Origin of the sequence: Mucilaginibacter sp. PAMC 26640 (genome assembly GCA_001596135.1) — a bacterium.
Taxonomy (GTDB): domain Bacteria; phylum Bacteroidota; class Bacteroidia; order Sphingobacteriales; family Sphingobacteriaceae; genus Mucilaginibacter.
This window is the reverse complement of sequence record CP014773.1, coordinates 4,180,691-4,204,595: the sequence shown is the minus strand read 5'-3', so window position 1 is coordinate 4,204,595 and position 23,905 is coordinate 4,180,691. Positions and strand designations below refer to the sequence as shown.

At 43.7% G+C, this 23,905-nt stretch carries 21 protein-coding genes; 13 read left to right on the top strand and 8 right to left on the bottom strand.

Features of this window, described 5'->3' with window-relative positions; all coding sequences use genetic code 11:
• Positions 1–11 precede the first annotated feature (11 nt).
• The 5 genes from A0256_18220 (at position 12) to A0256_18200 (ending at position 5,988) form a co-directional block, all read left to right on the top strand.
• A complete protein-coding gene (locus A0256_18220) occupies positions 12–1,538 on the top strand; it encodes a hypothetical protein (protein AMR33215.1) in 1,527 nt (508 codons plus the stop codon).
• A 79-nt stretch (positions 1,539–1,617) separates the two neighbouring features.
• Positions 1,618–3,246: an alpha-L-fucosidase gene (locus tag A0256_18215; protein ID AMR33214.1), complete on the top strand. Its 1,629-nt coding sequence runs from the start codon at positions 1,618–1,620 to the stop codon at positions 3,244–3,246.
• A gap of 150 nt (positions 3,247–3,396) precedes the next feature.
• Positions 3,397–4,242, top strand: coding sequence for a hypothetical protein (locus tag A0256_18210; protein ID AMR33213.1), 846 nt, complete (start codon positions 3,397–3,399; stop codon positions 4,240–4,242).
• Positions 4,243–4,419: 177 nt separating this feature from the next.
• The gene (locus A0256_18205; GenBank protein ID AMR33212.1) at positions 4,420–4,893 is read left to right on the top strand and encodes a hypothetical protein; all 474 of its coding nucleotides are present in this window, start codon (positions 4,420–4,422) and stop codon (positions 4,891–4,893) included.
• A 345-nt stretch (positions 4,894–5,238) separates the two neighbouring features.
• Complete coding sequence (locus A0256_18200) at positions 5,239–5,988, top strand: hypothetical protein (GenBank protein ID AMR34609.1); 750 nt, start codon at positions 5,239–5,241, stop codon at positions 5,986–5,988.
• Positions 5,989–6,016: 28 nt separating this feature from the next.
• Here A0256_18200 and A0256_18195 read toward each other — a convergent pair whose 3' ends face one another.
• Both A0256_18195 and A0256_18190 read right to left on the bottom strand, forming a co-directional pair.
• On the bottom strand, positions 6,017–6,796 hold the full coding sequence (locus A0256_18195; protein ID AMR33211.1) for a hypothetical protein: 780 nt from the start codon (positions 6,794–6,796) through the stop codon (positions 6,017–6,019).
• Between the two features lie 293 nt (positions 6,797–7,089).
• Positions 7,090–8,304, bottom strand: a complete 1,215-nt coding sequence (locus A0256_18190; protein ID AMR33210.1) for a DNA-binding protein — start codon at positions 8,302–8,304, stop codon at positions 7,090–7,092.
• Here A0256_18190 and A0256_18185 point away from each other — a divergent pair.
• From A0256_18185 to A0256_18175, 3 genes are all read left to right on the top strand, one after another.
• The gene (locus A0256_18185) at positions 8,303–8,902 is read left to right on the top strand and encodes an NADH dehydrogenase (protein ID AMR33209.1); all 600 of its coding nucleotides are present in this window, start codon (positions 8,303–8,305) and stop codon (positions 8,900–8,902) included. The two genes, A0256_18190 and A0256_18185, sit on opposite strands and share 2 nt — an antisense overlap.
• Positions 8,892–9,371: an NADH dehydrogenase gene (locus A0256_18180; GenBank protein ID AMR33208.1), complete on the top strand. Its 480-nt coding sequence runs from the start codon at positions 8,892–8,894 to the stop codon at positions 9,369–9,371. Before A0256_18185 ends, A0256_18180 begins: the two co-directional genes overlap by 11 nt.
• Positions 9,372–9,638: 267 nt before the next feature.
• Complete coding sequence (locus A0256_18175) at positions 9,639–11,120, top strand: biotin carboxylase (protein AMR33207.1); 1,482 nt, start codon at positions 9,639–9,641, stop codon at positions 11,118–11,120.
• 77 nt (positions 11,121–11,197) lie between these two features.
• Here A0256_18175 and A0256_18170 read toward each other — a convergent pair whose 3' ends face one another.
• The gene (locus A0256_18170) at positions 11,198–11,662 is read right to left on the bottom strand and encodes an NUDIX hydrolase (GenBank protein ID AMR33206.1); all 465 of its coding nucleotides are present in this window, start codon (positions 11,660–11,662) and stop codon (positions 11,198–11,200) included.
• Positions 11,663–11,738: 76 nt separating this feature from the next.
• On the opposite strand from A0256_18170, the gene A0256_18165 reads away from it, so the two are divergent.
• The 3 genes from A0256_18165 (at position 11,739) to A0256_18155 (ending at position 14,558) form a co-directional block, all read left to right on the top strand.
• Positions 11,739–12,236 (top strand): hypothetical protein, encoded by a 498-nt coding sequence (locus tag A0256_18165; GenBank protein AMR33205.1) that lies wholly within the window; start codon positions 11,739–11,741, stop codon positions 12,234–12,236.
• Positions 12,237–12,281: 45 nt separating this feature from the next.
• A complete protein-coding gene (locus A0256_18160) occupies positions 12,282–13,832 on the top strand; it encodes a beta-glycosidase (protein ID AMR33204.1) in 1,551 nt (516 codons plus the stop codon).
• A 141-nt stretch (positions 13,833–13,973) separates the two neighbouring features.
• The gene (locus tag A0256_18155) at positions 13,974–14,558 is read left to right on the top strand and encodes a riboflavin synthase subunit alpha (GenBank protein ID AMR33203.1); all 585 of its coding nucleotides are present in this window, start codon (positions 13,974–13,976) and stop codon (positions 14,556–14,558) included.
• A gap of 117 nt (positions 14,559–14,675) precedes the next feature.
• On the opposite strand, the gene A0256_18150 is transcribed toward A0256_18155, so the two are convergent.
• On the bottom strand, positions 14,676–15,803 hold the full coding sequence (locus tag A0256_18150) for a hypothetical protein (protein AMR33202.1): 1,128 nt from the start codon (positions 15,801–15,803) through the stop codon (positions 14,676–14,678).
• A 93-nt stretch (positions 15,804–15,896) separates the two neighbouring features.
• On the opposite strand from A0256_18150, the gene A0256_18145 reads away from it, so the two are divergent.
• Entirely contained in the window at positions 15,897–16,187 is a 291-nt protein-coding gene (locus tag A0256_18145; protein ID AMR33201.1) for a hypothetical protein, read from the top strand.
• 86 nt (positions 16,188–16,273) lie between these two features.
• Here the strand turns inward: A0256_18145 and A0256_18140 are convergent, their stop codons facing one another.
• Complete coding sequence (locus A0256_18140) at positions 16,274–17,215, bottom strand: hypothetical protein (GenBank protein ID AMR33200.1); 942 nt, start codon at positions 17,213–17,215, stop codon at positions 16,274–16,276.
• A gap of 372 nt (positions 17,216–17,587) precedes the next feature.
• Complete coding sequence (locus A0256_18135) at positions 17,588–19,444, bottom strand: heat-shock protein Hsp70 (protein AMR33199.1); 1,857 nt, start codon at positions 19,442–19,444, stop codon at positions 17,588–17,590.
• Between the two features lie 188 nt (positions 19,445–19,632).
• Here A0256_18135 and A0256_18130 point away from each other — a divergent pair, with 188 nt between their 5' ends.
• Positions 19,633–22,446 carry a hypothetical protein gene (locus tag A0256_18130; GenBank protein AMR33198.1) on the top strand — a complete coding sequence of 938 codons (2,814 nt, stop codon included), beginning with the start codon at positions 19,633–19,635 and terminating at the stop codon, positions 22,444–22,446.
• Between the two features lie 48 nt (positions 22,447–22,494).
• On the opposite strand, the gene A0256_18125 is transcribed toward A0256_18130, so the two are convergent.
• Both A0256_18125 and A0256_18120 read right to left on the bottom strand, forming a co-directional pair.
• The gene (locus tag A0256_18125; protein AMR33197.1) at positions 22,495–22,992 is read right to left on the bottom strand and encodes a hypothetical protein; all 498 of its coding nucleotides are present in this window, start codon (positions 22,990–22,992) and stop codon (positions 22,495–22,497) included.
• Between the two features lie 26 nt (positions 22,993–23,018).
• Positions 23,019–23,768: a copper homeostasis protein CutC gene (locus tag A0256_18120; GenBank protein ID AMR33196.1), complete on the bottom strand. Its 750-nt coding sequence runs from the start codon at positions 23,766–23,768 to the stop codon at positions 23,019–23,021.
• Between the last annotated feature and the right edge of the window lie 137 nt (positions 23,769–23,905).

Here is a 23,905-nt window from a genome sequence, read left to right as displayed (position 1 = left end):
AAATTATCAACATGACTACGATTAAGAAAATATATACGATTGCGGCAGCCTTTGGTATGGTTGCCTTTATATCCTGCACCAAAAATTTCGCGGAACTGAATACCAATCCGGATGCGGTAAATACAAGCTCCCCGCAGTACATATTTACAAAAGCTGAATATGATGGCGCGGCCAATATGCCAGTTCTGCTTTTAGGTACTATGCAATATACAACCAGCTTTAATGATGTATCCGGCTTTGGGTCTAAATACGTGGCCAGCCAGGTAAACGTAACGGCCAATACCTTTGGCAGTGCTTACCCTAACGAGATTAATGAGCTTGCGGAAGTGATCAAAAGTGTAAAAACCGATCCCGCCAATATCAACCTGCTTGCATCTGCGCGTATCTGGCGGGCGTATTGCTTTAGTCGCCTTACCGATCTTTATGGCGATATTCCCTATTCCCAGGCAGCACAAGGCTATATAAGCGGGATATTTTCTCCGGCTTATGATGCCCAAAAGGATATCTATGCAAACCTGCTAACCGAATTGGACGAGGCTGCTAAAAGTCTTGATGCCGCCAAACCAACTTTTGGAGCTGCCGACCTCATTTACGGTGGCAATACCGATAAGTGGAGGAAATTTGCTTATTCGCTGATGCTGCGCACCGCAATGCGCCTAACCAAGGTTGATGCTGCTGCAGCGCAAAGCTGGGCCACTAAAGCTATAGCAGGTGGCATTATTATGGATGACGTTGATATAGCGAAAGTGACTTATACCGGGGCAGGTCAGGATATCAGCAAAAACCCACTTGCACTTAACCTGCTAAATAATGATTATATTGCAGGTAACGGAAACACCAATACCGAAGGCGGCAAATACCAGGATGTATTTATCAATTACTTAAAAGCCAATAAAGATCCCCGCCTGGGGGTAATTTCCATAGTTTACAATGCAGGTGTGCCTGATACTACTTTCGCTGTACAAAATGGGATGCCGGCAACGCTAAGTGCAAAACCAGCTAATTTTGTCACTTTTTCTGAGCCGAACCCCAAAACCATCCTGCTTTTAAATTCACCACGTTTAGTATTCACAGCAGCTGAAGGCTATTTCCTGTTAGCCGAAGCAAATTTGAGGGGATGGTACAGCGGTGCAACTGCGGCAGTGTCGTACCAAAACGGTATATCGTCCGCAATGCGTCAGTGGGCAATTATCGCCGGCAACGCAGGTACGATAACATCAACCCAGCTCAACACTTACCTGGCCAATAACCAACTGAATGTTGCGGGGACTTTTGATCAGCAAATGCAACAGATCTACACCCAGTTTTGGGTGAGTATCTTCCCTGATGCGCAGGAAGTATTTGCATCCTACCGCCGCACCGGTTACCCGGCTTTAACGCCTAACAACTATCCGGGTAATGCAACCGGAGGCAAAATTTTCAGGAGATTGCTTTACCCGGTTACTGAGCAAAACCTAAATGGGGCAGCTTACGCTGCAGCAGTGGCCAGGCAAGGCGCTGACGATCTGCTCACCCGCATTTACTGGGATAAACAATAGAAACAGTTTAGTAATTTTATATTTGATTAACCAGGAAGGGGTGGTTCCCTTCCTGGTTTTTTGAAAATACCTCCAGCATATGTTTAAAAAACAGCTTTTATCTATCATACTTTTATTCTCCTTCTTTATTGTTTCGGCTCAAAACGATCTTGTTAAAGATGATGTATCAAGTAATTATAACTTAAACAAACCTGAGCGTGAGCAATGGTTAAAAAACACCGGCATGGGCCTTTTTATCCATTTCAGTATGGATTCACAACTTGGCGTGGTGATTAGCCACTCGCTTGTTGGCGCCAGCGACGATTATGTTGACCGGTATTTTAATGATCTGCCTAAAACATTCGATCCGGCAAAGTTCGACCCTTACCAAATAGCGGTTTTGGCAAAGTTGGCGGGGATGAAATATATTGTGTTTACTACCAAGCACCACTCTGGCTTTTGTATGTGGGATACCAAAACAACCAAGTTTAACATTACCCAAACGCCTTATAAAAAAGATCTGCTTAAAGAGTTTGTAAAGGCCACCCGTGAAGTTGGGTTGGATGTTGGCTTTTATTTTTCTCCTGAAGATTTTAACTTTTTGCACGATCATCATCTTCCTATCAGCCGTACCGATGTGAAAATGGATGCTCAAACGCGTAAAGATTACGATGAATACAACCGTAAACAATGCGAGGAGTTGATGACTAATTATGGTAAAATCGATGTGTTTTTTATTGACGGCGAACCCAAAGAAATAGTTAAAGAAACCTGCTGGAAACTACAGCCTGATATATTAATTACCCGTGGTGCTATCAAAACACCTGAGCAAACGCTGCCAGGGACTAAAATAACACAACCCTGGCTGGCACCGATCACAATTGGTACCGCCTGGCAGTATCAACCTACCAACGAGCGCTATAAATCGGGCACACAATTAATTGAATTATTGCTGGAAGCACGTTCAAAAGGAGGTTCTTTACTATTAAATGTAGGCCCAAAACCTAACGGAGAGCTACCGGCAGAAGAGGAAGACCGCCTGCGGGAAGTAGCCGGCTGGTATTTTATAAACCGAGAATGCATTGACAGCACCAGGGCCTGGGTGGTAGATAAAGAAGAGAATATACTTTTTACCGCTAAGGGAAGTACCGTTTTTGCGATAATTACGGGAATGCCCAAATGGAAAGAGGGGGAACGCAAAACCTTTTTACTGCATTCGGTAAAAGCAACAGGCAATACTGTAGTAAATGTGCTGGGGCAAAACAGTAAGATAATTGAATACAATGCCAACCCGCATGTTGAATGCCGATACAGCCAAACCCCAGCAGGCCTGCTGGTATCTGTGGTAAAGGCGCAGCGCATCTATGATGATCACCGGTGGCCAAACGCCGTAGTAATTAAACTTGAAAACGTACAGCCTACAATTGACGAGGCTGTGGTTGTAAAAACTGATGATGCAAAGCAATCGCCACAGGGTCTGTTGTTAAGCGGAAGTATATACAACTATAAAAACAAATTGGTGAAAAGGGCCCGTTTTGCTTATAGAACCTATGGCGGGCAAATAGAAACCCTTTACGCAGGCAAGTGGATTTATACCAATTGGGTTAATGTACCAGCAGATGGGAAATTTACATTTAATATGAAAGGCCTCAAAGGTGCTTTTGAGTACAAAGCAATTGCCGAACAAAATGGGATTGCTATAGAGGGTGAAAATAAAGTGAGCAGATAGTACACAAACATTTCTTTTATACTTGCTCAGTGCCAAAAAGAGCTAAGATTTGCTAAAGCAATCCTCCGGGATTGCTTTTTGCATTAAGCTTTGTATACACTGTTTAATATCTTAGTTTTGATTTGAGAAATATATTTAATTAATACCAGGATGCCCATTACTACAACAGTTATCACCGGTGCAACATCCGGTATTGGCAAAGAGACCGCCCTGGCCCTTGCAAAAAAAAATCATGCCGTTTATTTGTTAGTGCGTGATAAAGAAAAAGGGGAGTTAGTAAGACAGCAGATCATCTCAGCTTCAAACAATGCTAATATTTACGTTGTGTATTGCGACTTGTCTGACATGTGCAGTGTTCGCGACGCGGCTGACCTGCTAAAGAGTAGTTTGTTCAGTATAAATGTTTTGCTCAACAATGCCGGTGGCATTTTTGAGCAGCGCGAATTGAGTAAGGACGGATTTGAAATGACTTTCGCTGTAAACCATCTTGGCCATTTTTTACTCACAAATTTATTGCTTCCTTTATTGGAACGGGGACAGGCGCGGATCATCAACGTAAGCAGTGAAGCGCACCGATTTGCCAAGCCACGTTTTAAAGACCTTAAATGGGAACACACAGATTATTCGCCGCTTAAGTCATATGCTATGGCTAAGCTATTTAATATTTACTTTACGAAGTCGCTGGCCGTAAAATATGGACCGAAAGGAATTACTGCGTTTGCGCTGCATCCCGGCTTCGTTAATTCAAATTTTGGGTTAAATCTTACGGGGATCGCTAAAACGATGATGTGGTTATCACAGCCCTTCATGATCACGGCAGAGCAAGGCGCACAAACTTCTATTTATTTGGCTACGGGTAGCAGGGTGGATGCGAAAAGCGGCAAATATTTCAAGAATAAAGAAGTGCACAGCACATCTAACTTAGCAACCGATGAAAAGCAACGACAGATTCTTTGGGATATTAGTGCTGATTTGATCCAACCATTCAATCAATAAGCTTCAGAAGCATGTTCAAACATAAATAATATGACATTTCTGTAACATTTATGTGTTATGGGTGTTATGTAGATATTATTTATTTAAATTAGTCGCACTAAAGCCCTTTAATCAATGACAATCAACAAGAAATTACTAGCCACCTTTTGCCTCTTATCAGTGGTAGCAATAATGGCAATGACCCCTGCGCGTCAGGAGGAGGAGCATAAGTTTACCAACTTAAAAGTGTTGCCGAAAAATATAACCGACAGGCAACTGGATGCGGTGATGGATGAATGGGCGCACTCTTTAAATGTAAGATGTAATTTTTGCCACGCCCGTAATGAAACTACCAATAAGATGGATTTTGCAAGCGATGCAAAGCCAGAAAAAGATATGGCCCGCCATATGTATAAAATGATGAATGACATTAATAAAAAATATTTTGAGGCCAAGAAGGACAGTTTAGGCATGATGATGACAACAGGCATCAATTGCTACAGCTGCCATCGTGGCGTTTCGCATCCCGAAGTAGTAGCTGCACCAGCGCCGCCTCGTCGTGGTGGTCCTGGTCAAGGCCCTGGTGGCCCGCCTCCTGGTGGTATGGGTGGTCCGGGTACCCCACCTCCGGCTGGTCAGGGAACTACACCGCCGGCTCCTCCGCAGAAATAAGATAATTTGGATAATACAATCATCAGAGCTGCCTCCTTAAAAAAGAGGCGGCTTTTTTAATTTTCTCAATCACAGAGTTAATCCCTTAGGAATTTGAAAGTAATTATTAACCCAACCTGCGTGCTTTAAATCCAGTTTTATTTGTGTTAATTCGTATTAACATAATTAGCCCGCACATCTATGAAAGCGCCTGTGATCTCAACCCATTCACGAAGAAGATTTATTGCCAATACGTTAACTGCAACCGGTGGATTAGCGTTGTTTAATTTGCAGACATCTTTTGCGGGTGTTGGTTTATTCAAGTCCGCAGAGCAATTTACCGTGCAACAAGTGATCGACATGATCATGAAAAAGGGTAACCTTAAACCAATTCCGGGAACGGTTGATACTCTTAAGAGCGGGAGTGCAGACAGTATAGTAACCGGCATTGTAACTACGATGTTTGCTACAGTAGCTGTGATTGAACAAGCAGCAAATTTAGGTGCTAATTTTATCATCGCGCACGAACCAACCTTTTATAATCATACCGATGATAAGGAAATGGTAAAGAATAACCCGGTAGTTCAACAAAAATTAGATCTTTTAAACAAATACAAGATAACCGTCTGGCGTTGCCACGACTACATCCATTCCATTAATCCTGATATAGTCGGATACGGTGTGTTGAAAAAAACGGGTTGGCTGCCTTATTACAAAGGCGACACCACGGTGATGATCCCAAAACAAAGTTTACGCCAGGTGGTGCAGCATTTAAAATCGACGCTCAACATCGCACATTTGAGGGTGATAGGTGATTTGAATCAGCCTTGCGAAAAATTAGCAATAATTCCGGGTGCGGCCGGTGGTAAATGGCATCTTACCACCGTTGTTAACGATAAACCCGATGTATTGATCATCGGTGAGCAATCGGAATGGGAAACGGCCGAATTTATCCGCAATGCCAATGAGCAAGGGAGAAAGGTTGCCCTGATCGTACTGGGACATGCTGTAAGCGAAGAACCGGGAATGGAGTATTTTGTAGAATGGCTCCAGCCGGTATTGCCGGGCGTAAAAATAACCCACATTGCATCCGGTGACCCGTTTACCTGGATGTAAGAAATGGGCTGCTTAGTAAAAGCACTGCTTAAGCTATTGCCGGGTTTGTGTTAAGTTTAGGGTCATCAACGGGATTTGGGTTACCATCAGGGTTTTGATCGGGGCCAGGGCTCGGATTACTGCTTGCCGATGAGAATTTCACTTTGCCAAGGATATAGCCTGCTACAGAACCTAGCAACGCCGATAGTTCTTTACCCTCTAGAACACCAGTAAGCCCTAGCAGAATGATAGCTACAATAATACTAAATAAAGCAATAAACTGAATGCCGGAATCTCCGCTGAATATGATACCCCGTATAATTGAGTCAGTTTTTACTACGAAATAGAATGTCCCCAGTAATATGCACATCAGTAACACAAATCCAATCCCGGCCCAAAACATTAGATTTTGTTGATTGATTTTAGGGATCATTAACTGGCTTATTTTACTTTGAATTCGGAGCAAGTCGCCTTTTTTATCGCTCAATGATTTTTTGAGTTCGATCAGTTCTTTGTTAGCCGACCGCGATTCTGATAGTTTGCGGTTTAATTGATCAAACTGATCTGAATAAAATTCGTAACCATACTTTGCTTTCGAAATGCCGGAGGTGTCTTTTTTTGTTGCAAATTGGTCCACAATTTTTTTATAGTAATCCATATTTTTTTTCGCATCCAAACTGCTGTTAAACAGATATGACGTATCAGCTTTAAAGGTTACATCATTTATTCTGCTTTCTGCTTTAGGAATATCTATGTTTAGTTGGTTACGCTGAAAATTTAATTCGGCGAAAGAATTTACGTCCAGCGGACCCGGGATGTCCTGCGCCATACATTTATGCGACGTAAGCAGTATGAGTGTTGCCAACAAAGCAAAATAAACTGTTTTTCCTGATCTAAATATTTTATAGACAGGTTTTTGTGATGCTGATTTCATTTCGTGAGATTGTTTCCGTAACGCTAATATCGTTATTGATTTTTTCCACGTCTACCGTAAAATTACGGTATTATAATACTATTTTCTTTAGCTATCGCTAGGAGATTTTTTACTTGGAAGGTGTTATGTAAAAATTTAGCCGATGATTCGGCAATGCAAAGCAAACTGAAAGGACAAGTAATAGTGAGTTACAGGTTTTGCGCAATTACAAACCCGCTGGCCCAGGCCCATTGAAAATTGTAGCCACCCAGCCATCCGGTAACATCTACGCATTCTCCCCCAAAAAATAAGCCCGGTACTTTTTTAGCTTCAAGCGTTTTGGAAGAGAGTTCGTTGGTATCTACTCCGCCGGTCATCACTTCAGCTTTATCATAACCCTTTGTACCGGCAGGCTTTACCTTAAACTCGTGGATCAGAATACTGATATCGTCCAGTTCGGTTTTGGTAAGTGAAGCCAGGTTTTTCTCAGCCGGTACGTAATCGCTTAGTGCTTCTGCAAATTTGCGGGTAAATAGGCCGGAGAGATAAGCCAGCAGCATTTTTTTGCCGCCCTGCTCACGTTCAGACAGGATCATCCCGGTTATATCTTTGCCTGGCAGCAGATCTATGTAAATACTTTCGCCAGGTTTCCAGTAGGATGAGATCTGTAAAATGGCTGGTCCGCTTAAACCCCAGTGGGTAAACAGAATATTTTCTTCAAAGCTGGCCTTATCGTTCCAAACGCGGCAAAAAACGCTATTGCCGGATAGTTTTTCGTACCAGGGCAAATCCTTACCGGTAATGGTTAACGGTACAAGGGCAGGGGAGGTCTCCGTAACCGCCATCCCGAATTTACGGGCTGTCCGCATCCCAAAATCGGAGGCACCCATTTTAGCAATAGGCAAGCCGCCTGCTGCCATCACCACTTTTGGGGCAAATAAAGTTTGCGTTTTGCCAACCCTATCCAGCAATATGTTAAAACCATTCTCAACTTTTTCAATACTTAAAACCTCTGCATCACACCAAATCTCCTGGCCCAGGTCATTGCACAGATCTGTAAAAACGTTTACTACGTCCTTAGCCTTATCGCTTACTGGAAATAGTTGTCCAAGCGTCTTTTCTTTTCCCGCAACACCATAGGTCTCGAAAAATGTCACGCTGTCGTCCACCGTCCATTGTGCCAGGGCAGACCGGCTGAAATGTTCGTTTTGAGATATGAATTGCTTGTGGGTAGTATATAGGTTGGTATAATTGCAACGCCCTCCACCGCTGATAAGGATCTTGGCACCCACCTTTTCGTTTTTTTCTAAAATAAGTGTGCGCTTGCCCATAAAGCCTGCTTGCACTGCGCACATGAGCCCGCAGGCGCCGCCTCCTATTATTATAGCGTCAAATTGGGTTTGTTTTGTTAAATTTGCTGTCATGGATGATGTTTCGCAAATATCAGAATTTGGAAAGATATTGATCTTTTTAATTACAGGCATTGTAATGATAGGCTTTCTTTTTTTTGCAAACCGGTTGATTGCCCCGCGAAACCCTAATGCTGAGAAACTTAGCACCTACGAATGCGGGGAAGAACCCACCGGAAATGCCTGGTTGCCATTCAATTCGCGCTTTTATGTTATCGCTTTGGTGTTCCTGTTATTTGATGTGGAGATGGTTTTTGTGTTTCCATGGGCCACCGTATTCGCTAACAAAGATATCATTCAGGGCGATGCCCGCTGGGGCTGGGTGTCGCTTGGTGAGATGTTTGTTTTTTTAGGCATCCTGATATTGGGCCTGGCCTATGTTTGGGTGAAAGGCGATCTCGACTGGATCAAACCAGCGCCCACTTTGCCAGCATCCGGGTCACGCATCCCACAGTCACTGTACGACCAGCTCAACGTACAACAAAGCGGCTTTAAAGTGAAGGACTTCAGTATCCAAAACGTTCAAGCCCCGTTGCCAGCTTCACCAGCAACTACCGATTTAAAGAAACCCATGTTTAAACCAGCATTTAAAAAGCCAGCTAATGACGCCTGACCTGACCAATGAAAGCGGTGGCGTAGTGGTCACCAAAATGAACGATCTGCTCAACTGGGCGCGGTTATCATCTTTATGGCCATTAAGTTTTGGCATCGCCTGCTGTGCTATAGAAATGATGGGCGCTTTAGCAGCCACTTACGATCTGGACAGGTTTGGTGTTTTCCCCAGGCCTTCGTCCCGCCAGGCAGATGTGATCATCATAGCAGGAACGGTGACTTTTAAAATGGCCGAACGCATCAAGCGCCTGTACGAGCAAATGCCTGATCCAAAGTATGTGATCTCTATGGGCTCATGCAGCAATTGTGGTGGCCCTTACTGGCAGCACGGTTACCATGTGGTTAAAGGAGTTGACAGGGTGATCCCGGTTGATGTATATGTACAAGGTTGCCCGCCTCGCCCCGAGGCGCTCATTGGCGCTATTTTAGAACTCCAGAAGAAAATTGAGCAGGAAAGTTTGGTAGGGTAGTCTAGCCTTCCAATTATAATTTCGACGAGCACCAGTGTTTATAGGATGGCGCACCGAATAGAAATCGGTTTTATGTAAACGGTTTTTTGATTCTTCTCTTCGCCTAAATCTTTGCATCCGCTTTATTGCTAAACGTTATGCGAATTTTATTTAAGTTTATGTGTGATCACATTTATCTTAACGTTACCGAGGAATGCTTGAAGAAGAAAATTATAATCCTTTCAGACAAATTTTCCGCTTTCAAATAATCCATTACATTTGTTTTCTATGCAAAAAATACTGGTAGCCAACCGGGGCGAAATAGCCTTAAGGGTAATGCGTTCTGCGCGCGAAATGGGGATCAAAACCGTGGCCGTTTATTCTGCTGCAGATCGCGACGCACTCCATGTGCGCTATGCGGATGAGGCGGTATTTATTGGCGAAGCGCCATCTAATCAAAGTTATTTGGTCGGCGACAAGATCATTGCTGCCTGTAAACAAACCGGTGCTGTGGGTATCCACCCGGGTTATGGCTTTTTAAGTGAGAATGCGGGTTTTGCGAGGCAGGTACGTGATGCAGGCCTCACCCTGATCGGCCCCTCTCCGGAAGCTATGGAGGTGATGGGCAATAAACTCTCTGCTAAAGCAGCAGCCTTAAAGTATAACATTCCCATGGTGCCGGGCACCGAAGAAGCCATTACCAACATTGCCGAAGCTAAAGCAAGAGCGGAGGAAGTAGGCTTTCCTATCCTGATTAAAGCCGCCGCCGGTGGCGGCGGCAAGGGCATGCGCATAGTGGATACCGCTGAAGATTTTGTAGAGCAAATGGATCTGGCTGTTTCCGAAGCAACTTCGGCCTTTGGCGATGGGTCCGTATTTATAGAGCGTTATGTCTCTTCACCGCGCCATATTGAGATCCAGGTTTTGGGTGATACTCATGGTAATATTGTCCACCTTTTCGAGCGGGATTGCTCTGTACAGCGCCGCCATCAAAAGGTAGTGGAAGAAGCACCATCCTTCGTTTTAACGCCCGGGATCCGCGAAGCTATGGGTAAATGCGCAGTGGATGTGGCACGCTCCGTAAATTATACAGGAGCTGGCACGGTGGAGTTTATTATGGATGAAAAGCTGAACTTTTATTTTCTGGAGATGAATACGCGCCTGCAGGTGGAGCATCCCGTAACAGAGCTGATCACCGGGATAGATCTTGTAAAGGAGCAGATCAAAATTGCTCGCGGTGAGGCCATCAGCTTTAAGCAGGAAGATTTGAAAATTAACGGGCATGCCATGGAGCTGCGCGTTTACGCAGAAGACCCCGCTAATAATTTCCTGCCGGATATTGGCACACTACAAACCTATGTTACCCCAAAAGGCCCCGGCGTGCGGGTAGACGATGGCTTTGAACAAGGGATGGAGATACCGATTTACTATGACCCGATGATTGCCAAGTTGATCACTTTTGGTAAAGATCGTACTGAAGCCATCGAAAGAATGATCCGCGCTATCGACGAATATCAGATCACCGGAATTATTACTACACTACCCTTTGGTAAATTTGTAATGCAACATGAAGCCTTCACCAATGGGAACTTTGATACCCATTTTGTTAAAAAGTACTTCACTCCGGAAGTATTACAAACCGGCAACGAAGACGAAGCACTAGTTGCGGCCATACTTATGGAACGATTGCTGGCCGAAAATAAACTTGCTCAAAGCGTGAATGTTTCGGTTGAGGGAAGTAATTGGGTTAGGAACAGGAGCAGTTTGTAATATCGGTTTATTGTAGTACTATCGAATTTACGCTGCGAGTTATTAAAACACATGCTCACTTAATCCTTTTTATCAAGCTAAACAAGGTTCAAACAGATAGCCAACTCATCCAGCAATGGTACCTGTGCCGGAACTATCTTTCGTTTGGCTGTTTCAATATCAAACCAATCTGCCCGGTCTACCTCCTCAAAGCTCGCCTTCTTGCCAGACCTGGGGGGCCATTCCATCTCAAAAAAATTGCTTTTGATATTAGTATGATCTATATCTGCTGCTACGGCCCAGGCACGAATTATTTTACCACCTTTATACTTTACGGGCGTTAGCACGGTAAAATCACCAGCAATACTTTGGCCTGTCTCTTCTGTAAATTCCCGTTTGGCCGCATGTAAAGGCTCTTCATTCTCCTCGTATTCGCCCTTAGGGATGCTCCAGGCACCGGTATCTTTGTTTTTCCAGAAAGGCCCGCCGGGGTGTACCAGGAATACCTCGAGGATGTGACCCGTTTTTCGGTACGCTAATATCCCTGCACTTTGCTTTGGCATGTATAAATAGATTTGGCGGCAAATTAGCAAAAGACAAACTATTATTCTTAGTTTTATCTGGGTAATCAAACCAATTATGGAAGACATCAGGTGGAAAAAATTTACGCTTTGCGGCGATTACAACGTGGATCTGCGCAGCCTTTATATGGCTTGGGCAACGCCAGGCGGATTGGAAAAATGGTTTCTGCGTAAAGCTGATTTTTTCACAGTGCCGATGCGCCTGAGAGCTGCAGACGAACAAATTTGCAAAGAAGACACTTACGTTTGGCATTGGCATGGTCACGATAATTCGGTTACTGAAAGAGGCAGCGTGCTGGAAGCAAACGGACATGACTTTATTAAATTTACTTTTACAGGTGGCAGCACGGTGAGTGTATCATTCTCTACCCGCAATGGGTTGACAATTATCGATCTTGTGCAGGATGATATCCCGCAGGAAAGCGACCCGAAGAAAAACCTGCTGGTAAAATGCCAGATAGGGTGGACCTTTTACCTGGCCAATCTCAAATCTGTGATGGAAGGCGGTAGAGATTTGCGCAATAAACGGGTGGAGTTAGACAGTTGCTTTAAATAAAGCGCCATAATTTTTAATATTTGTAGTTAAATCAGAATCTTTTTCATGTTGCATCTGTTTGTTTTATCGTTATTTAGTGCTTTTTACAACCCGCAAAACCATAGTCGGGATACCATAGTTAACGTGACTATCGATCTAAATCATCGTGCACAGGTAATCGATAACATCGGCGCTTCGGGTTGCTGGTTTTCTGAGGGTATCGGTAAATACTGGCCTTCGCAAAAGAAAGAGAAAATAGCGGAACTATTGTTTAGCCGCAAGTTAGATCTGCATGGTAATCCGCAGGGTATTGGTCTTTCAGCATGGCGTTTTAATATCGGCGCGGGGACGGCAGAGCAGGGCGATAGCAGTGGTATTAAGGATTTTAGAAAAAGAACAGAATCGTTCCTGGATAAAAACGGCCATTACGATTGGAGCAAACAGGCCGGTTATCAGTTCTTTTTGAAAAAAGCGCATGCTTATGGAGTGGAGACCCTAATCGCTTTCACTAATTCTCCTCCGGTTCAGTTCACCAAAAATGGTTTGGGCTATAAACTGGAGAAGGATTATAAGTCCAATTTAAAACCTGAATCCTATGATGCGTACGCAGCATTTCTTTCGGCTGTAATTAAACATTTTGATGCGGAGGGATTGCATTTTAACTACATCAGCCCAGTGAACGAACCCCAATGGGATTGGGCTGATCAGTACATGCAAGCTAAGCAGGAGGGATCACCCTGGAAAAACGAAGAGATCGCTCATATTGTAAATGCCCTTGATAAAAGCCTCACCGAAAATCAGCTCAATAGCAAGATCCTGATCACGGAGGCTGGCATGCTCAACTACTTGTATTCGGGTACAACGGGCACATCGAACCAGATTCAGCAATTTTTTAAACAGGGATATCCGCTTTACCTGGGTAACCTTCAGCATCTGCCGAAGTTAATTGGTGGTCATAGTTATTTTTCGGAAGCAACTGATAGCAACCGGGTTGCCGTTCGTAAGCATTTGGCAGATACTGCCCGGCACTACGGCGTAAACTACTGGCAAACTGAGTATTCAATGCTGGGCGATGGGTACAAAGATGGTAACAAGGGAAAACGCAGTGCGATGGATTGCGCCCTGTTCTTAGCAAAAGTGATTCACACCGACCTCACCGTGGGCAATGCTACAGCCTGGCAGTTTTGGAATTCATACGAACCTGGGGCCGCCGATTTTGATACCCGCTACTATTTAATTGCACTGAACCCGCAGCCCGATTATAAAGATGGCGAATTCACGGTAACAAAAAACCTATGGGCCCTGGGCCATTACAGTTTATTTGTGCGCCCGGGTATGCAGCGGGTTGACGCTGTTTCCGGCGACGGAAATATCATGACATCGGCCTACATAGATCAGATAACAAATAAATTAGTAGTAGTGGCTATCAACTATGGCACCGCCCCGGTCAAGCTAAAACTGGGATTAAGTCATGCTAAGAAGCTATACTCAAAGGCGGCCGTCTATATAAGCACTGCTGATCAAAACAACAACATGCAAAAACTGCCAGGCAAGAAGTATTTGGCAGATGGTTTAACACTCCCGGCCCGGTCCCTAGCAACGCTGGTGGCACAATAATCTCATGGAAATCTCCTCTTATTAGTACTTAAAAAATCTGCGGCTAAAAAGTATTATTTTCGCGTTCCTTTGCGCTATAGATGAATACTTCACGTGTTCTGCGGTTAACTCATCAATGGCACGTTGGTTAAATTCGAAACGATGTTTACAGGAATTATAGAAACTTTAGGAAAGATCACGGAGTTAAAACCCGAGCAAGGCAATCTGCATATTACCGTAGAATCGGCTATCACCAATGAATTGAAGATAGACCAGTCTGTGGCGCATAATGGCGTTTGCCTTACCGTGGTGGGTCTTACCGAAAATACACACACGGTGACCGCCATTGAAGAGACCCTGAACAAAACCAGCCTTGGCTACTTGAAGGTGGGTGAGCCGGTAAACCTGGAGCGATGTATGCAAATGAATGCACGATTGGATGGCCACATTGTTCAAGGCCATGTAGACCAAACCGCCACTTGCACCAAATTTACCGAGCTGGATGGCAGCTGGGAATATACGTTTGCCTATAACGAAGCCACTGGCAATGTAACGGTAGAAAAAGGCTCTATCTGTGTTAATGGTATTAGTTTAACGGTGGTGAACTCCGGCCCTAACTATTTTTCGGTAGCCATTATTCCTTATACCTATGAACATACCAACCTGCACAACGTGCGCCAAGGCAGCGTAGTGAATTTAGAATTCGATATCATCGGCAAATATGTTGCGCGGCTGATGCATCGGTAGATAAGTTATTTAGCGTTCGTTACCTCCCATTGTTAGCTTTTTGAGACGAGGGGTTTAGTAAAAGCTATATGGGGCTGTTACTCACAAGTGCTATATTCAAGATGAAAATGTCTGTAACTATTTAACCACACTTTTTGCGTAGGCAATATATTTTGCTTCCTTTTCCGGCGGTTTGGTAGCCAGGTATTTTTTATAATACTTTCGGGCATTGGTCTTGTCCCTTAAGCCGGTCTCATATAAATTGGCCAGTGAGTAGTAGATCATCCGGCTCTCTTCAAACTGCAATCCCTTCTGATAAGCCCGCACTGCGGTTTTGTTTCGTTTAAGCTTCTCATTACTGTCGGCTATTTCTCCGTAGTAGGAGGCAATGCTGGTGGAAATGCCATCTTGAATGGCTTTTTCTAAAAATGCGATAGCGTTTTTATGATCTTTTAATGCCTTGTAGCACATGGCGGCATAGTAGTAGGTAAATTCACTTTGATAGATATCGGGAATATCTGCAAAGGTCTCAGCACCACATATATAATTCTTAAGGTTGAAGTATGAAACCCCCAGTTTGGTTTTAACCTGGCCAGACTCATTACCGTTCCTGATCAGCTTAAGGCAGATTTCGATGGTTTCGGGCCACTTTTTTTGTGCGTAGGTAAGCTTCATCAGGCTTTCCAGGAGTGTACTATTTTCCGGGTCGGCCGTAACCGCCTTAGTTAAAACCTGCTCTGCAAGTGCAATCATTTTTACATCTATGTACCTGGCAGACAGGTCAGCAGCTACATCCGGTTCTGCCGGATTAAGCTTGTTGGCCATTTGCAGATACACAATATGGCCGGCTATATCATTTTTGTCCTGGCATATTTGCGCCAGCTGTTTGTAAACAACAAAATTTGTGGTGTCTTTGGCCACTATCTGTTTATAGTACAATTCGGCTTTTTGGAGATTGCCTCGCCGCAGGTTAATACTGCCAAGGCTAAATAATACGCCGGTTTTGGTTGAATCAATATCATGTATCCGTTGATAATAGGCCTCTGCTTCCGGCAGTTTACCCGCCATATTAGCGGTGTAGGCCAATTGGGAGAGGGCTTTTAAATCGGTTACAGGTTCGGTATATACCGTTTTAAGGTAGGTCGAAGCATCGGCGAAGCGTTGGTTCTGATAATAATCCAACAGTAACGCTTCATCAACTTTTGCCTGCCCGAATACAGCTGTACAAGCACAACATAAAAGGATGAAATAAACGGTAGCTTTCATATAACTAAAGTATTAGTTATAAATCAAAATTGCAAATTTTAAACAATTTTATATTTTGAAGGTTATCTATCTAAACAATTAAAAACAGATACCATGGATAAGTTAAAGAAATTCGGACTGATGGAAAAGATAGTTCACGAATTAGAAGATTTGAAGAACAGCCAACAGGCGATCATCCAAAAATTAGCGAAAATAGAAGTAGACAATATAGAACTTGGTGATAAACGCCTTGAAAAAGACATGCCGGATATGCACCAGCGTGTTGCCGATAACCTGGACACCATAGCATCTATCCTGGAGGATTTTGCCAGCCAAACTGATGAATTCAGCGATAAAAATAATATTGCGGCTTTGAAAGAACAAGCTGAGATCGATAATTTATAATCCTGGCTAATTTCTTTCTAAGGAGAAAGCCTCGACTTGCAGACAATAAAAAAGCCCCATAGGGGCTTTTTTATTGTTTTATTATATTATTGGTATTGTATATACAGCGGAACCGGTTTCAAATTCAGCACTTCTTCTTTGGTCAGCATACGGTTGGGCTTGTTTTTTATATCATTTTTATAAAACAGCTTAAAGCCGGTGAATTGTACCGGCTCGCCCTGAACAAAATACTTGTAGGTGCCTTTCTTTAATTCCGGGCCGCCCCATCCGTCCATATCCATTACGAACTGTACATTGCTGCGTAATTTAATATCCTGGTAATTCGTTAACATTCGCTTGGTAAAGCGGTGTACTACAAATACTTTCGGAGGCAGGTTGTACTTTTTGCACAGATCGCTTAAATAACCGGTAACGTAATTGATATCTGCCGCATCAAACGTGCCTATCCGCTTGCCCGGCACGCTACCTTCTTTCATAGAAAATTCGGGATCGATTCCGAAATGAACGTTTGGCATCTTCAAATATTTTTCCAATAGGGGCAACTCTGTTTGCACCGTACTAAAGCCAACCTGAATATCTAAAAATACCAGCGCATTGATCGGTTTAGCCATCTCAATCGCTTTATCGATCTGGCTGAACGGCATGCGTAAGCTGTGCAGTCCATTACGACCAGCATCCGCCTGCGCCGTGACGCAGATATAGTGCAAAGCAGGTATAACCGGTGTAGCCGGATCAGCTGCTGCCCATTCTTTTACTTCGGCCATTAACCGTTTGCGCATTTCAGTTGGTTCATACTGGCCCAGCACGCCCATGTTTTTAGAATACATATTACCGTAGTAAGCAACAATCCTTTTGAAAGGAAGGATAGCACCCGGCATGGGATAAGGAGATTTTTTAACCGGCCAGCGTTTATCGCCATTGGCCATCCTGACCATTAAAGAATCGTAGCGTGCAGTGTCAAGTGTGGTTTTTAAAGTACTGTCTGGTGGAGTGGTTTGTGCAGAAGCAGAAGTAATAGCAAGTGCCAAAAGTAGGAGAGAGAAAAATTTTTTCAAAATAGCGGTTGTTGTTTGGTACAAATAACGCAATTTATCGGTTTGGGTTTGGAAGTAATTTAATGGATGCGAGATTCGGGCGCAATCCGATTAAATCGGACAATTTATTCGTGCACCGATAAACATTATTTGCATGGAAGCTATTCACGCCGATAAATACGCTAAGGATCTGTTTTTAGCATTGCTAGAGTGGCAAAGATTGGCTCCTCTACAGCAAACGAGGTCACAAATCTTCAATAGCTTTAATGTGGGGCCGTTTATTGAAAGCGAAATTACGATCTAATTAAAAAAATAGCAGCAAATCATACAAGGAATCGAAAATATCCATTAAAGGCCGGTTTACCTTTAGTCTACGCTTTTACCCTTCATCGCCGCACCGATCGCCACATCCATCACCCGCTCTGCAAAGGGGCGGGTAAAGTCATTCAACTCATCAATCTTAGCGTGGATCTGGTCTTTATCTTCGGTGCCCAGGGATACCTTTAAGTTTGTAACGTATTGTTCTGTTGCGGTTACTTCGTCAGCGGTTAACAACTGGCCGTTCTTTTCAATAAAGCGTTCTACAGTATAAACCATTTGTTCACCTTCCGTTTTGGCTTCAATCAGCATGCGGGCAGCAACATCGTCTTTAGCGTTAGTAATGCTGTCCATCAGCATTTTTTCTACCAGGTCGTCATTTATACCATAAGCCGGTTTTACTTCTACTTCCTGTTTTACACCGCTGCGCAGCTCAATCGCCTGAATTTTCAGGATGCCATCTGCATTAAGGATAAAATTAATATCCACTTTGGGGAAACCTGCAGGCATGGCAGGGATACCCTTTAATTCAAATTCGGCCAGCTTACGGTTTTCTTTAATCAGGTCGCGCTCACCTTGGTAAACAGCTATTTTCATATTTACCTGCCCGTCTTTACTGGTAGTATATTGCCTGCCGGCTTTGGTTGGGATCTTCGAATTACGGGGAATGATAGTGTCCATTAGCCCGCCCATGGTTTCAATGCCTAAGGATAGCGGGGTAACGTCCAGCAGTAAAATATCGCTGCGGTTACCAGCTAAAACATCTGCCTGAATAGCGGCTCCAAGAGCCACCACTTCATCCGGGTTTACATTATCGTGCACTGGTCTGCCAAAAAAATCAGCCACCATCTTTTTAACCAATGCTGTGCGGGTACTGCCACCCACCATAATCACTTCATCGATTTCGGTAACGCTCAGTTTAGCATCTTTTAATGCGTTTTGGCAGGCAGTTATAGTTTGCTGTACTTTCGGCAATATCAGCGCTTCAAAAGTATTGCGATCGATAGTGCAATGGATATTACCTATCTGTTCATTAAAAATGCTTTGGTGTGCAAATGCCTTTTTTGCCTCTTCTGCTTTTAAGCGAAGTTGTTGCGTTAGCTCGCGGTTTTCGGCCAGCTGCGCTTTATCAATATTGTTTTTTTCTATCCAGTAATCAGCTATGGCACGGTCAAAATCGTCACCGCCTAAGAAGGTATCGCCGTTTGTTGATAATACTTCGAAGATCCCATTTTGGATCTGCAGGATTGACACGTCAAATGTTCCTCCACCAAGATCATAAACCGCTACCGTTTTGGTGTCGTCAGGATTTAAACCGATGCCGTAAGCCAAACTTGCAGCAGTAGGCTCGTTAACGATACGCAAAACATCCAATCCGGCCAGTTTACCCGCATCCCGCGTGGCCTGGCGCTGCGAATCATTAAAGTAGGCCGGAACGGTGATCACTGCTCGGTTAACCGGCGTTTTCAGCGCGTGCTCCGCACGTTCTTTCAATTCCTTTAATATCATCCCCGATAGTTCGATAGGGGTAAAGAACTTTTCGCCAACCTTTATCTTTACCAGGCTTTCACTGTCATCATCGATGATCTTGTAAGAGAAGAAATTCTGATAATTTTTTACATCAGCATATGATCTGCCCAACAGGCGCTTAACCGAAAAAATTGTATTCTGTGGGTCGGTTGTTAAAAATTCCCTGGCTTCGTTCCCAACCTTAATATCACCGCTCGCACCAAAATGCACAACTGATGGCACCAAAACGCCTTTACCGGTATCGTTAATCACTTTAGGGTTTTTGTCCGGATCGATAAAAGCAACAAGAGAGTTGGTGGTACCTAAGTCGATGCCTACAATAATATCTTCTTTTTGTATAGAGCCTGTTGCCAGGTTGATAGAAACTTTAGCCATGGTATTTTTAACAAAGCGCAAATGTAAACAGATTTGGATAGGCGAATGTCATTTGAATCAGAATTTACGGGGTCGTCAGCCTCAGAATTTGCAGAATTGAAGTATTTTCAGGTTATAGTGGTTGCTTAATTAGCTGGTTAGTTTTATAAATCTGTAAATTCTGATCCAGATTAGCTACTTTCAGCCCTATGAAACGCCTGCTTTTCCCAATGCTGTTTTTCGCAGTTAGTTCAGCCTCCGCGCAGCAGTTTGGCGGCAATCCGCCATCTGTTAAATGGCAGCAGGTAAACACCCCGGCTACAAAGATCATCTTTCCACAGGGAATGGATACGGCGGCGATGCGGGTGGCTAATATCATTCAATACATCAATCCGCAAATCAGCAATACCATAGGATATAAACAAAATCAGATCAGTATTGTACTGCAAAACCAAACCACTATTTCTAATGCTTATGTGGGTTTGGCACCCTTCAGGAGCGAGTTTTATTTAACACCCTCGCAAAATAGTTTTGAGCTGGGCAGCCTTAACTGGCCGGCACAACTCGCCATCCACGAGTTCCGGCATGTGCAGCAATATAATAACTTCAATGTAGGGCTTTCGCATGCTTTGCGGGTGGTTTTTGGCGAAGGGGGACAAGCACTTGGGAATGACCTTGCAATACCAAACTGGTTTTTTGAAGGTGATGCCGTGTATAATGAAACGCTGGTAAGCCAGCAGGGCAGAGGGCGCTTACCATACTTTTATAATGGCTTCAGGGCACTTTGGGCTGCCGGCAAAAGCTATAGTTGGATGAAACTCAGGAATGGATCGTACCAGGATTATATCCCCGATCATTACTCGCTGGGTTACATGATGGTTGCCTATGGCCGTGAAAAGTATGGTAATACCTTTTGGAGAAATGTTACGCATGACGCCGCCGCTTACAAAACGGGCTTATATCCCTTTCAAAATGCTGTTAAAAAGTACGCCGGTTTAAATTTTAAAACCTTTCGCACTCACGCATTTGATCATTTTAAGGCGGAATTTAAAAATGACCAGCCGCTCACTGGCGCTAACAAACTCCAGCACTTTATTGCTAACGAAGAATACCCGGCCTACATCAACGACAGTACGCTGATCTACCTCAAAACTACCTACAATGAGATCCCTAAATTTGTCACCCGAACAGGTAGTACTGAGCGGGTGATCAGCGCTCAGGGTATCACTACCGATAGTTATTTTAGCTATAACAATGGCAAGGTAGTTTACGCCGCTTACGGGACCGACCCGCGATGGGGCTACCGTAACTTTAATGAATTGGTAGTAATGGATGTGCAAACCGGTAAATCGCACCGCATTACGCACAAGGCCAAATATTTTTCACCTTCTTTTAGCCATGATGGTAAAACCATTGTAGCTGTACAGGTATCTCCCTCAGGGAAAAGCGAATTGCATGTGTTGGATGCGTTTAGCGGAAAGGTGATCGCCGTAATTCCAAATTTAAATCATGTTTTTTTCACTTTCCCAAGGTTTTACAGCGAGACAGAAGTAGTATCAGCCGTACGGGCAGGTGATGGAAAGATGGCGCTGTATGCCATTAATATAACTTCTGGCAAAGTGCGCTACCTAGTAGAATCGGGTTATCAGCCCATAGGCTTTTTACAGGTATACGATCATACTATTTATTTTACCAAAACAGACAACGGCAAGGACCGGCTTTTTACGTTCAGGGCTGATGTGGGCGTGTCAGAGATCCGGGAGGCAGCGCAAAACGAATCTTTAGGATTTTACGAGCCTGCGGTTAGTGCTCAAAAAATAGCATGGGTTACACCAACTGCTTATGGTTTTCGCCTAAATGAGATAAGCCGTATCAATACACAAACGCCAAGGATAATGACCACTAATCTAGCCGTACCCTTATCTGACTTGGGAATAGCTATTTTAAAATCGGATTCTGCCGCAAATCTATTGTCATCGGCACCAACTGTGCCAATTGCGGCAACTAAGTACAGCAAAGCGCATGGCCTGTTCAATTTCCATAGTATTTTCCCTACGATTAACGACCCAAACTATGCATTAGAGCTGGCAGGGCAAAACGTGTTGAATACTTTTGAATCGCGGCTCTCCTTCAATTACAATCGTAATGAGGGTTATAAAAGGATTGGTTATACCGGAATTTACGGGGCATTATTTCCTTATCTATCAGCAGGTGCTAATTACACGTTCGATAGGCGGAGTTTCTATAAAGGCAACAACATCTATTACAATGAAACCGACCTGCACGGAGGGCTGGCGGTTCCGCTTGATTTTACCGCTGGCAAAACCTACACCTACCTCAACTTTGGTAGTGATGTTTACTATAGCGAAAGCAGGTTTCAACAAGCGTATAGCAATTTGTTTAAAGATAAGCACTATACCTACCTCAATAACTTTATTGAGTTCAGCAATCAGATTCAGCAGGCCAAAAAGAATATTAATCCTCGCTTTGCACAAAACATCCGCCTGAACTATAAATCCGCTATCGGAGGGTTAAATGCCAGGCAATTTCTGGCGACAGGATCCTTATACTTTCCCGGAATAGGGATCAACCATAGTTTGGTGATCAGCGGCGCTTATCAGCAAAAAGGGCAGGATAACGGGATCGGATTTTCTAACGATTTTCCTTTCTCCAAAGGTTATTCTGCCGAAAGCCTGGATCACATGACCAAAGCAAGCGCGAGCTATCACTTCCCGATAGCTTACCCGGATGCAGGCTTCGCTAATTTGGCCTACCTGCTGCGTGTGCGTGGTTATTTTTTTTATGATCATACCCACGCTACCGATGGCAGTTTCCTGCTGAATAACAAACCTTTCAAAGCTGATTTTCGCTCTGCAGGTGCAGCTGTATTTTTTGATGGGAAGTTGTTTAACCAAGGCTCGATATCTTTTGGTATCCGGTATACTTACCTGATGGACCCCGACCTGTTTGGTGGTAATGGAAAGAATAGGATAGAGCTGGTGTTGCCAGTGAGTATTTTTTAGGATAATCCAACCTAATTTAACGTTTTCCAAAATGAATTAAAAGGCGAATTAATCCGCTTTCGCTGTCCTTTTTCGCTCGGTGTATCCGAGTTGCCCGTCAATAATAAGTGACTGTTCAAAATAATCCAGTATCGTGTTATACACCAGGTCGTCTTCGGAATTCAAGAAATTTAAAGTGATGTGGATCTCTCTATTGGTGTCTAACAATTCGAAGGCAATGTATGTGCCCCTGCCGCTTGAAAGGCCACGTTCTGCAATGAAGGTTACATCACCCCAATAAACAGTTTTGTTGCTAACCCTATAGTATAATTTTTCTTCATCAAGAATTAAGGCGCTTTTACCTGCGATGGTTGGAATAAGGACTCTGGCAAGATAACGTGTAATTAAACATGCGCCTAATAAACCAAGTAATACATTCAAAACACTAAAGTCCCGCACTCCGTCGGTATAATTTACAGCGAAAAAAAGAAAAAAGCCAACTAGAGAAAAGACAGATACGGCATATACCGAAAATTTACTGTAAGCAAAATTTTTGACAGGTAACATGCTAGATAAATAAAATACTAATTTTTCTAAGAAGTGCTATTAGCCGCTTCAACCACACGCTTAACCAACTCTACACTAGTCACGTCAACGCCAAACTCATCGGTAAATCCGTTGCTTAATAAAATATGGTCGTTTTTGTATTCCATTTTGCCGGGCACCTGGATGCGTGCTGAAGAATGCACTTCGGTTACACCGGTATAATTTACCAGGTCAGCCACGTTATGGTCATTAATGCCACTGCCAGGCATAATGGATATTCGTCCGGCGGCTTGTTCTACCAGGTGCCTGATAATGTTAACACCTTCCATGGCAGTGCTTTTGCCACCTGAGGTCAGAATGCGGTCGCAGCCCAGTTCAATTACGTCTTCCAGCGATTGAAACAGATCCGCACACATATCGAAGGCCCTGTGAAAGGTAACGCTTAGTCCAAATTGTTTGGCCATACGCACAAGTTCAGTACAGCGTGGTTTATCAATGGTGCCGTCAGTATTAAGTATGCCTATAACGATACCATCGCAACCCGCTTCTATACAGTTACTTATGTCGGCTTTAATTACTTCAAACTCCAGATCAGTATAAAGGAAATCGCCGCTCCTTGGGCGAATAAGTACATTCACCTGGATGTGCAGCAATTTGCGGGTAAGTAACAGTTGACCATAAGATGGGGTAGTACCACCCTCTGCTAAATTTTCACAGAGTTCTACCCGAACCGCTCCGCCTTCCTGCGCGGCCAAAGCAGATGTTACAGAATTTGCGCAAACTTCTAAATTTACCATAGTGAGAATGTATTAATCAGGCTTTCTATATTTAATTTACTACGCTCTATTAAAACGATGGCTTTCGAATGTTGATTTTTCGTAACATCCAATGCGCTAATTAGCACACGCAGATCAAACTCGCTCAAGGTTAATGC

Excerpts from the sequence above, each read along its gene's own strand:
- A0256_18220 (AMR33215.1), top strand. The coding sequence starts at position 12 with ATGACTACGATTAAGAAAATATATACGATTGCGGCAGCCTTTGGTATG.
- A0256_18215 (AMR33214.1), top strand. The coding sequence starts at position 1,618 with ATGTTTAAAAAACAGCTTTTATCTATCATACTTTTATTCTCCTTCTTT.
- A0256_18210 (AMR33213.1), top strand. The coding sequence starts at position 3,397 with ATGCCCATTACTACAACAGTTATCACCGGTGCAACATCCGGTATTGGC.
- A0256_18205 (AMR33212.1), top strand. The coding sequence starts at position 4,420 with ATGACCCCTGCGCGTCAGGAGGAGGAGCATAAGTTTACCAACTTAAAA.
- A0256_18200 (AMR34609.1), top strand. The coding sequence starts at position 5,239 with ATGAAAAAGGGTAACCTTAAACCAATTCCGGGAACGGTTGATACTCTT.
- A0256_18195 (AMR33211.1), bottom strand. The coding sequence starts at position 6,796 with ATGGCGCAGGACATCCCGGGTCCGCTGGACGTAAATTCTTTCGCCGAA.
- A0256_18185 (AMR33209.1), top strand. The coding sequence starts at position 8,303 with ATGGATGATGTTTCGCAAATATCAGAATTTGGAAAGATATTGATCTTT.
- A0256_18190 (AMR33210.1), bottom strand. The coding sequence starts at position 8,304 with ATGACAGCAAATTTAACAAAACAAACCCAATTTGACGCTATAATAATA.
- A0256_18180 (AMR33208.1), top strand. The coding sequence starts at position 8,892 with ATGACGCCTGACCTGACCAATGAAAGCGGTGGCGTAGTGGTCACCAAA.
- A0256_18175 (AMR33207.1), top strand. The coding sequence starts at position 9,639 with ATGCAAAAAATACTGGTAGCCAACCGGGGCGAAATAGCCTTAAGGGTA.
- A0256_18170 (AMR33206.1), bottom strand. The coding sequence starts at position 11,662 with ATGCCAAAGCAAAGTGCAGGGATATTAGCGTACCGAAAAACGGGTCAC.
- A0256_18165 (AMR33205.1), top strand. The coding sequence starts at position 11,739 with ATGGAAGACATCAGGTGGAAAAAATTTACGCTTTGCGGCGATTACAAC.
- A0256_18160 (AMR33204.1), top strand. The coding sequence starts at position 12,282 with ATGTTGCATCTGTTTGTTTTATCGTTATTTAGTGCTTTTTACAACCCG.
- A0256_18155 (AMR33203.1), top strand. The coding sequence starts at position 13,974 with ATGTTTACAGGAATTATAGAAACTTTAGGAAAGATCACGGAGTTAAAA.
- A0256_18150 (AMR33202.1), bottom strand. The coding sequence starts at position 15,803 with ATGAAAGCTACCGTTTATTTCATCCTTTTATGTTGTGCTTGTACAGCT.
- A0256_18145 (AMR33201.1), top strand. The coding sequence starts at position 15,897 with ATGGATAAGTTAAAGAAATTCGGACTGATGGAAAAGATAGTTCACGAA.
- A0256_18135 (AMR33199.1), bottom strand. The coding sequence starts at position 19,444 with ATGGCTAAAGTTTCTATCAACCTGGCAACAGGCTCTATACAAAAAGAA.
- A0256_18130 (AMR33198.1), top strand. The coding sequence starts at position 19,633 with ATGAAACGCCTGCTTTTCCCAATGCTGTTTTTCGCAGTTAGTTCAGCC.
- A0256_18125 (AMR33197.1), bottom strand. The coding sequence starts at position 22,992 with ATGTTACCTGTCAAAAATTTTGCTTACAGTAAATTTTCGGTATATGCC.
- A0256_18120 (AMR33196.1), bottom strand. The coding sequence starts at position 23,768 with ATGGTAAATTTAGAAGTTTGCGCAAATTCTGTAACATCTGCTTTGGCC.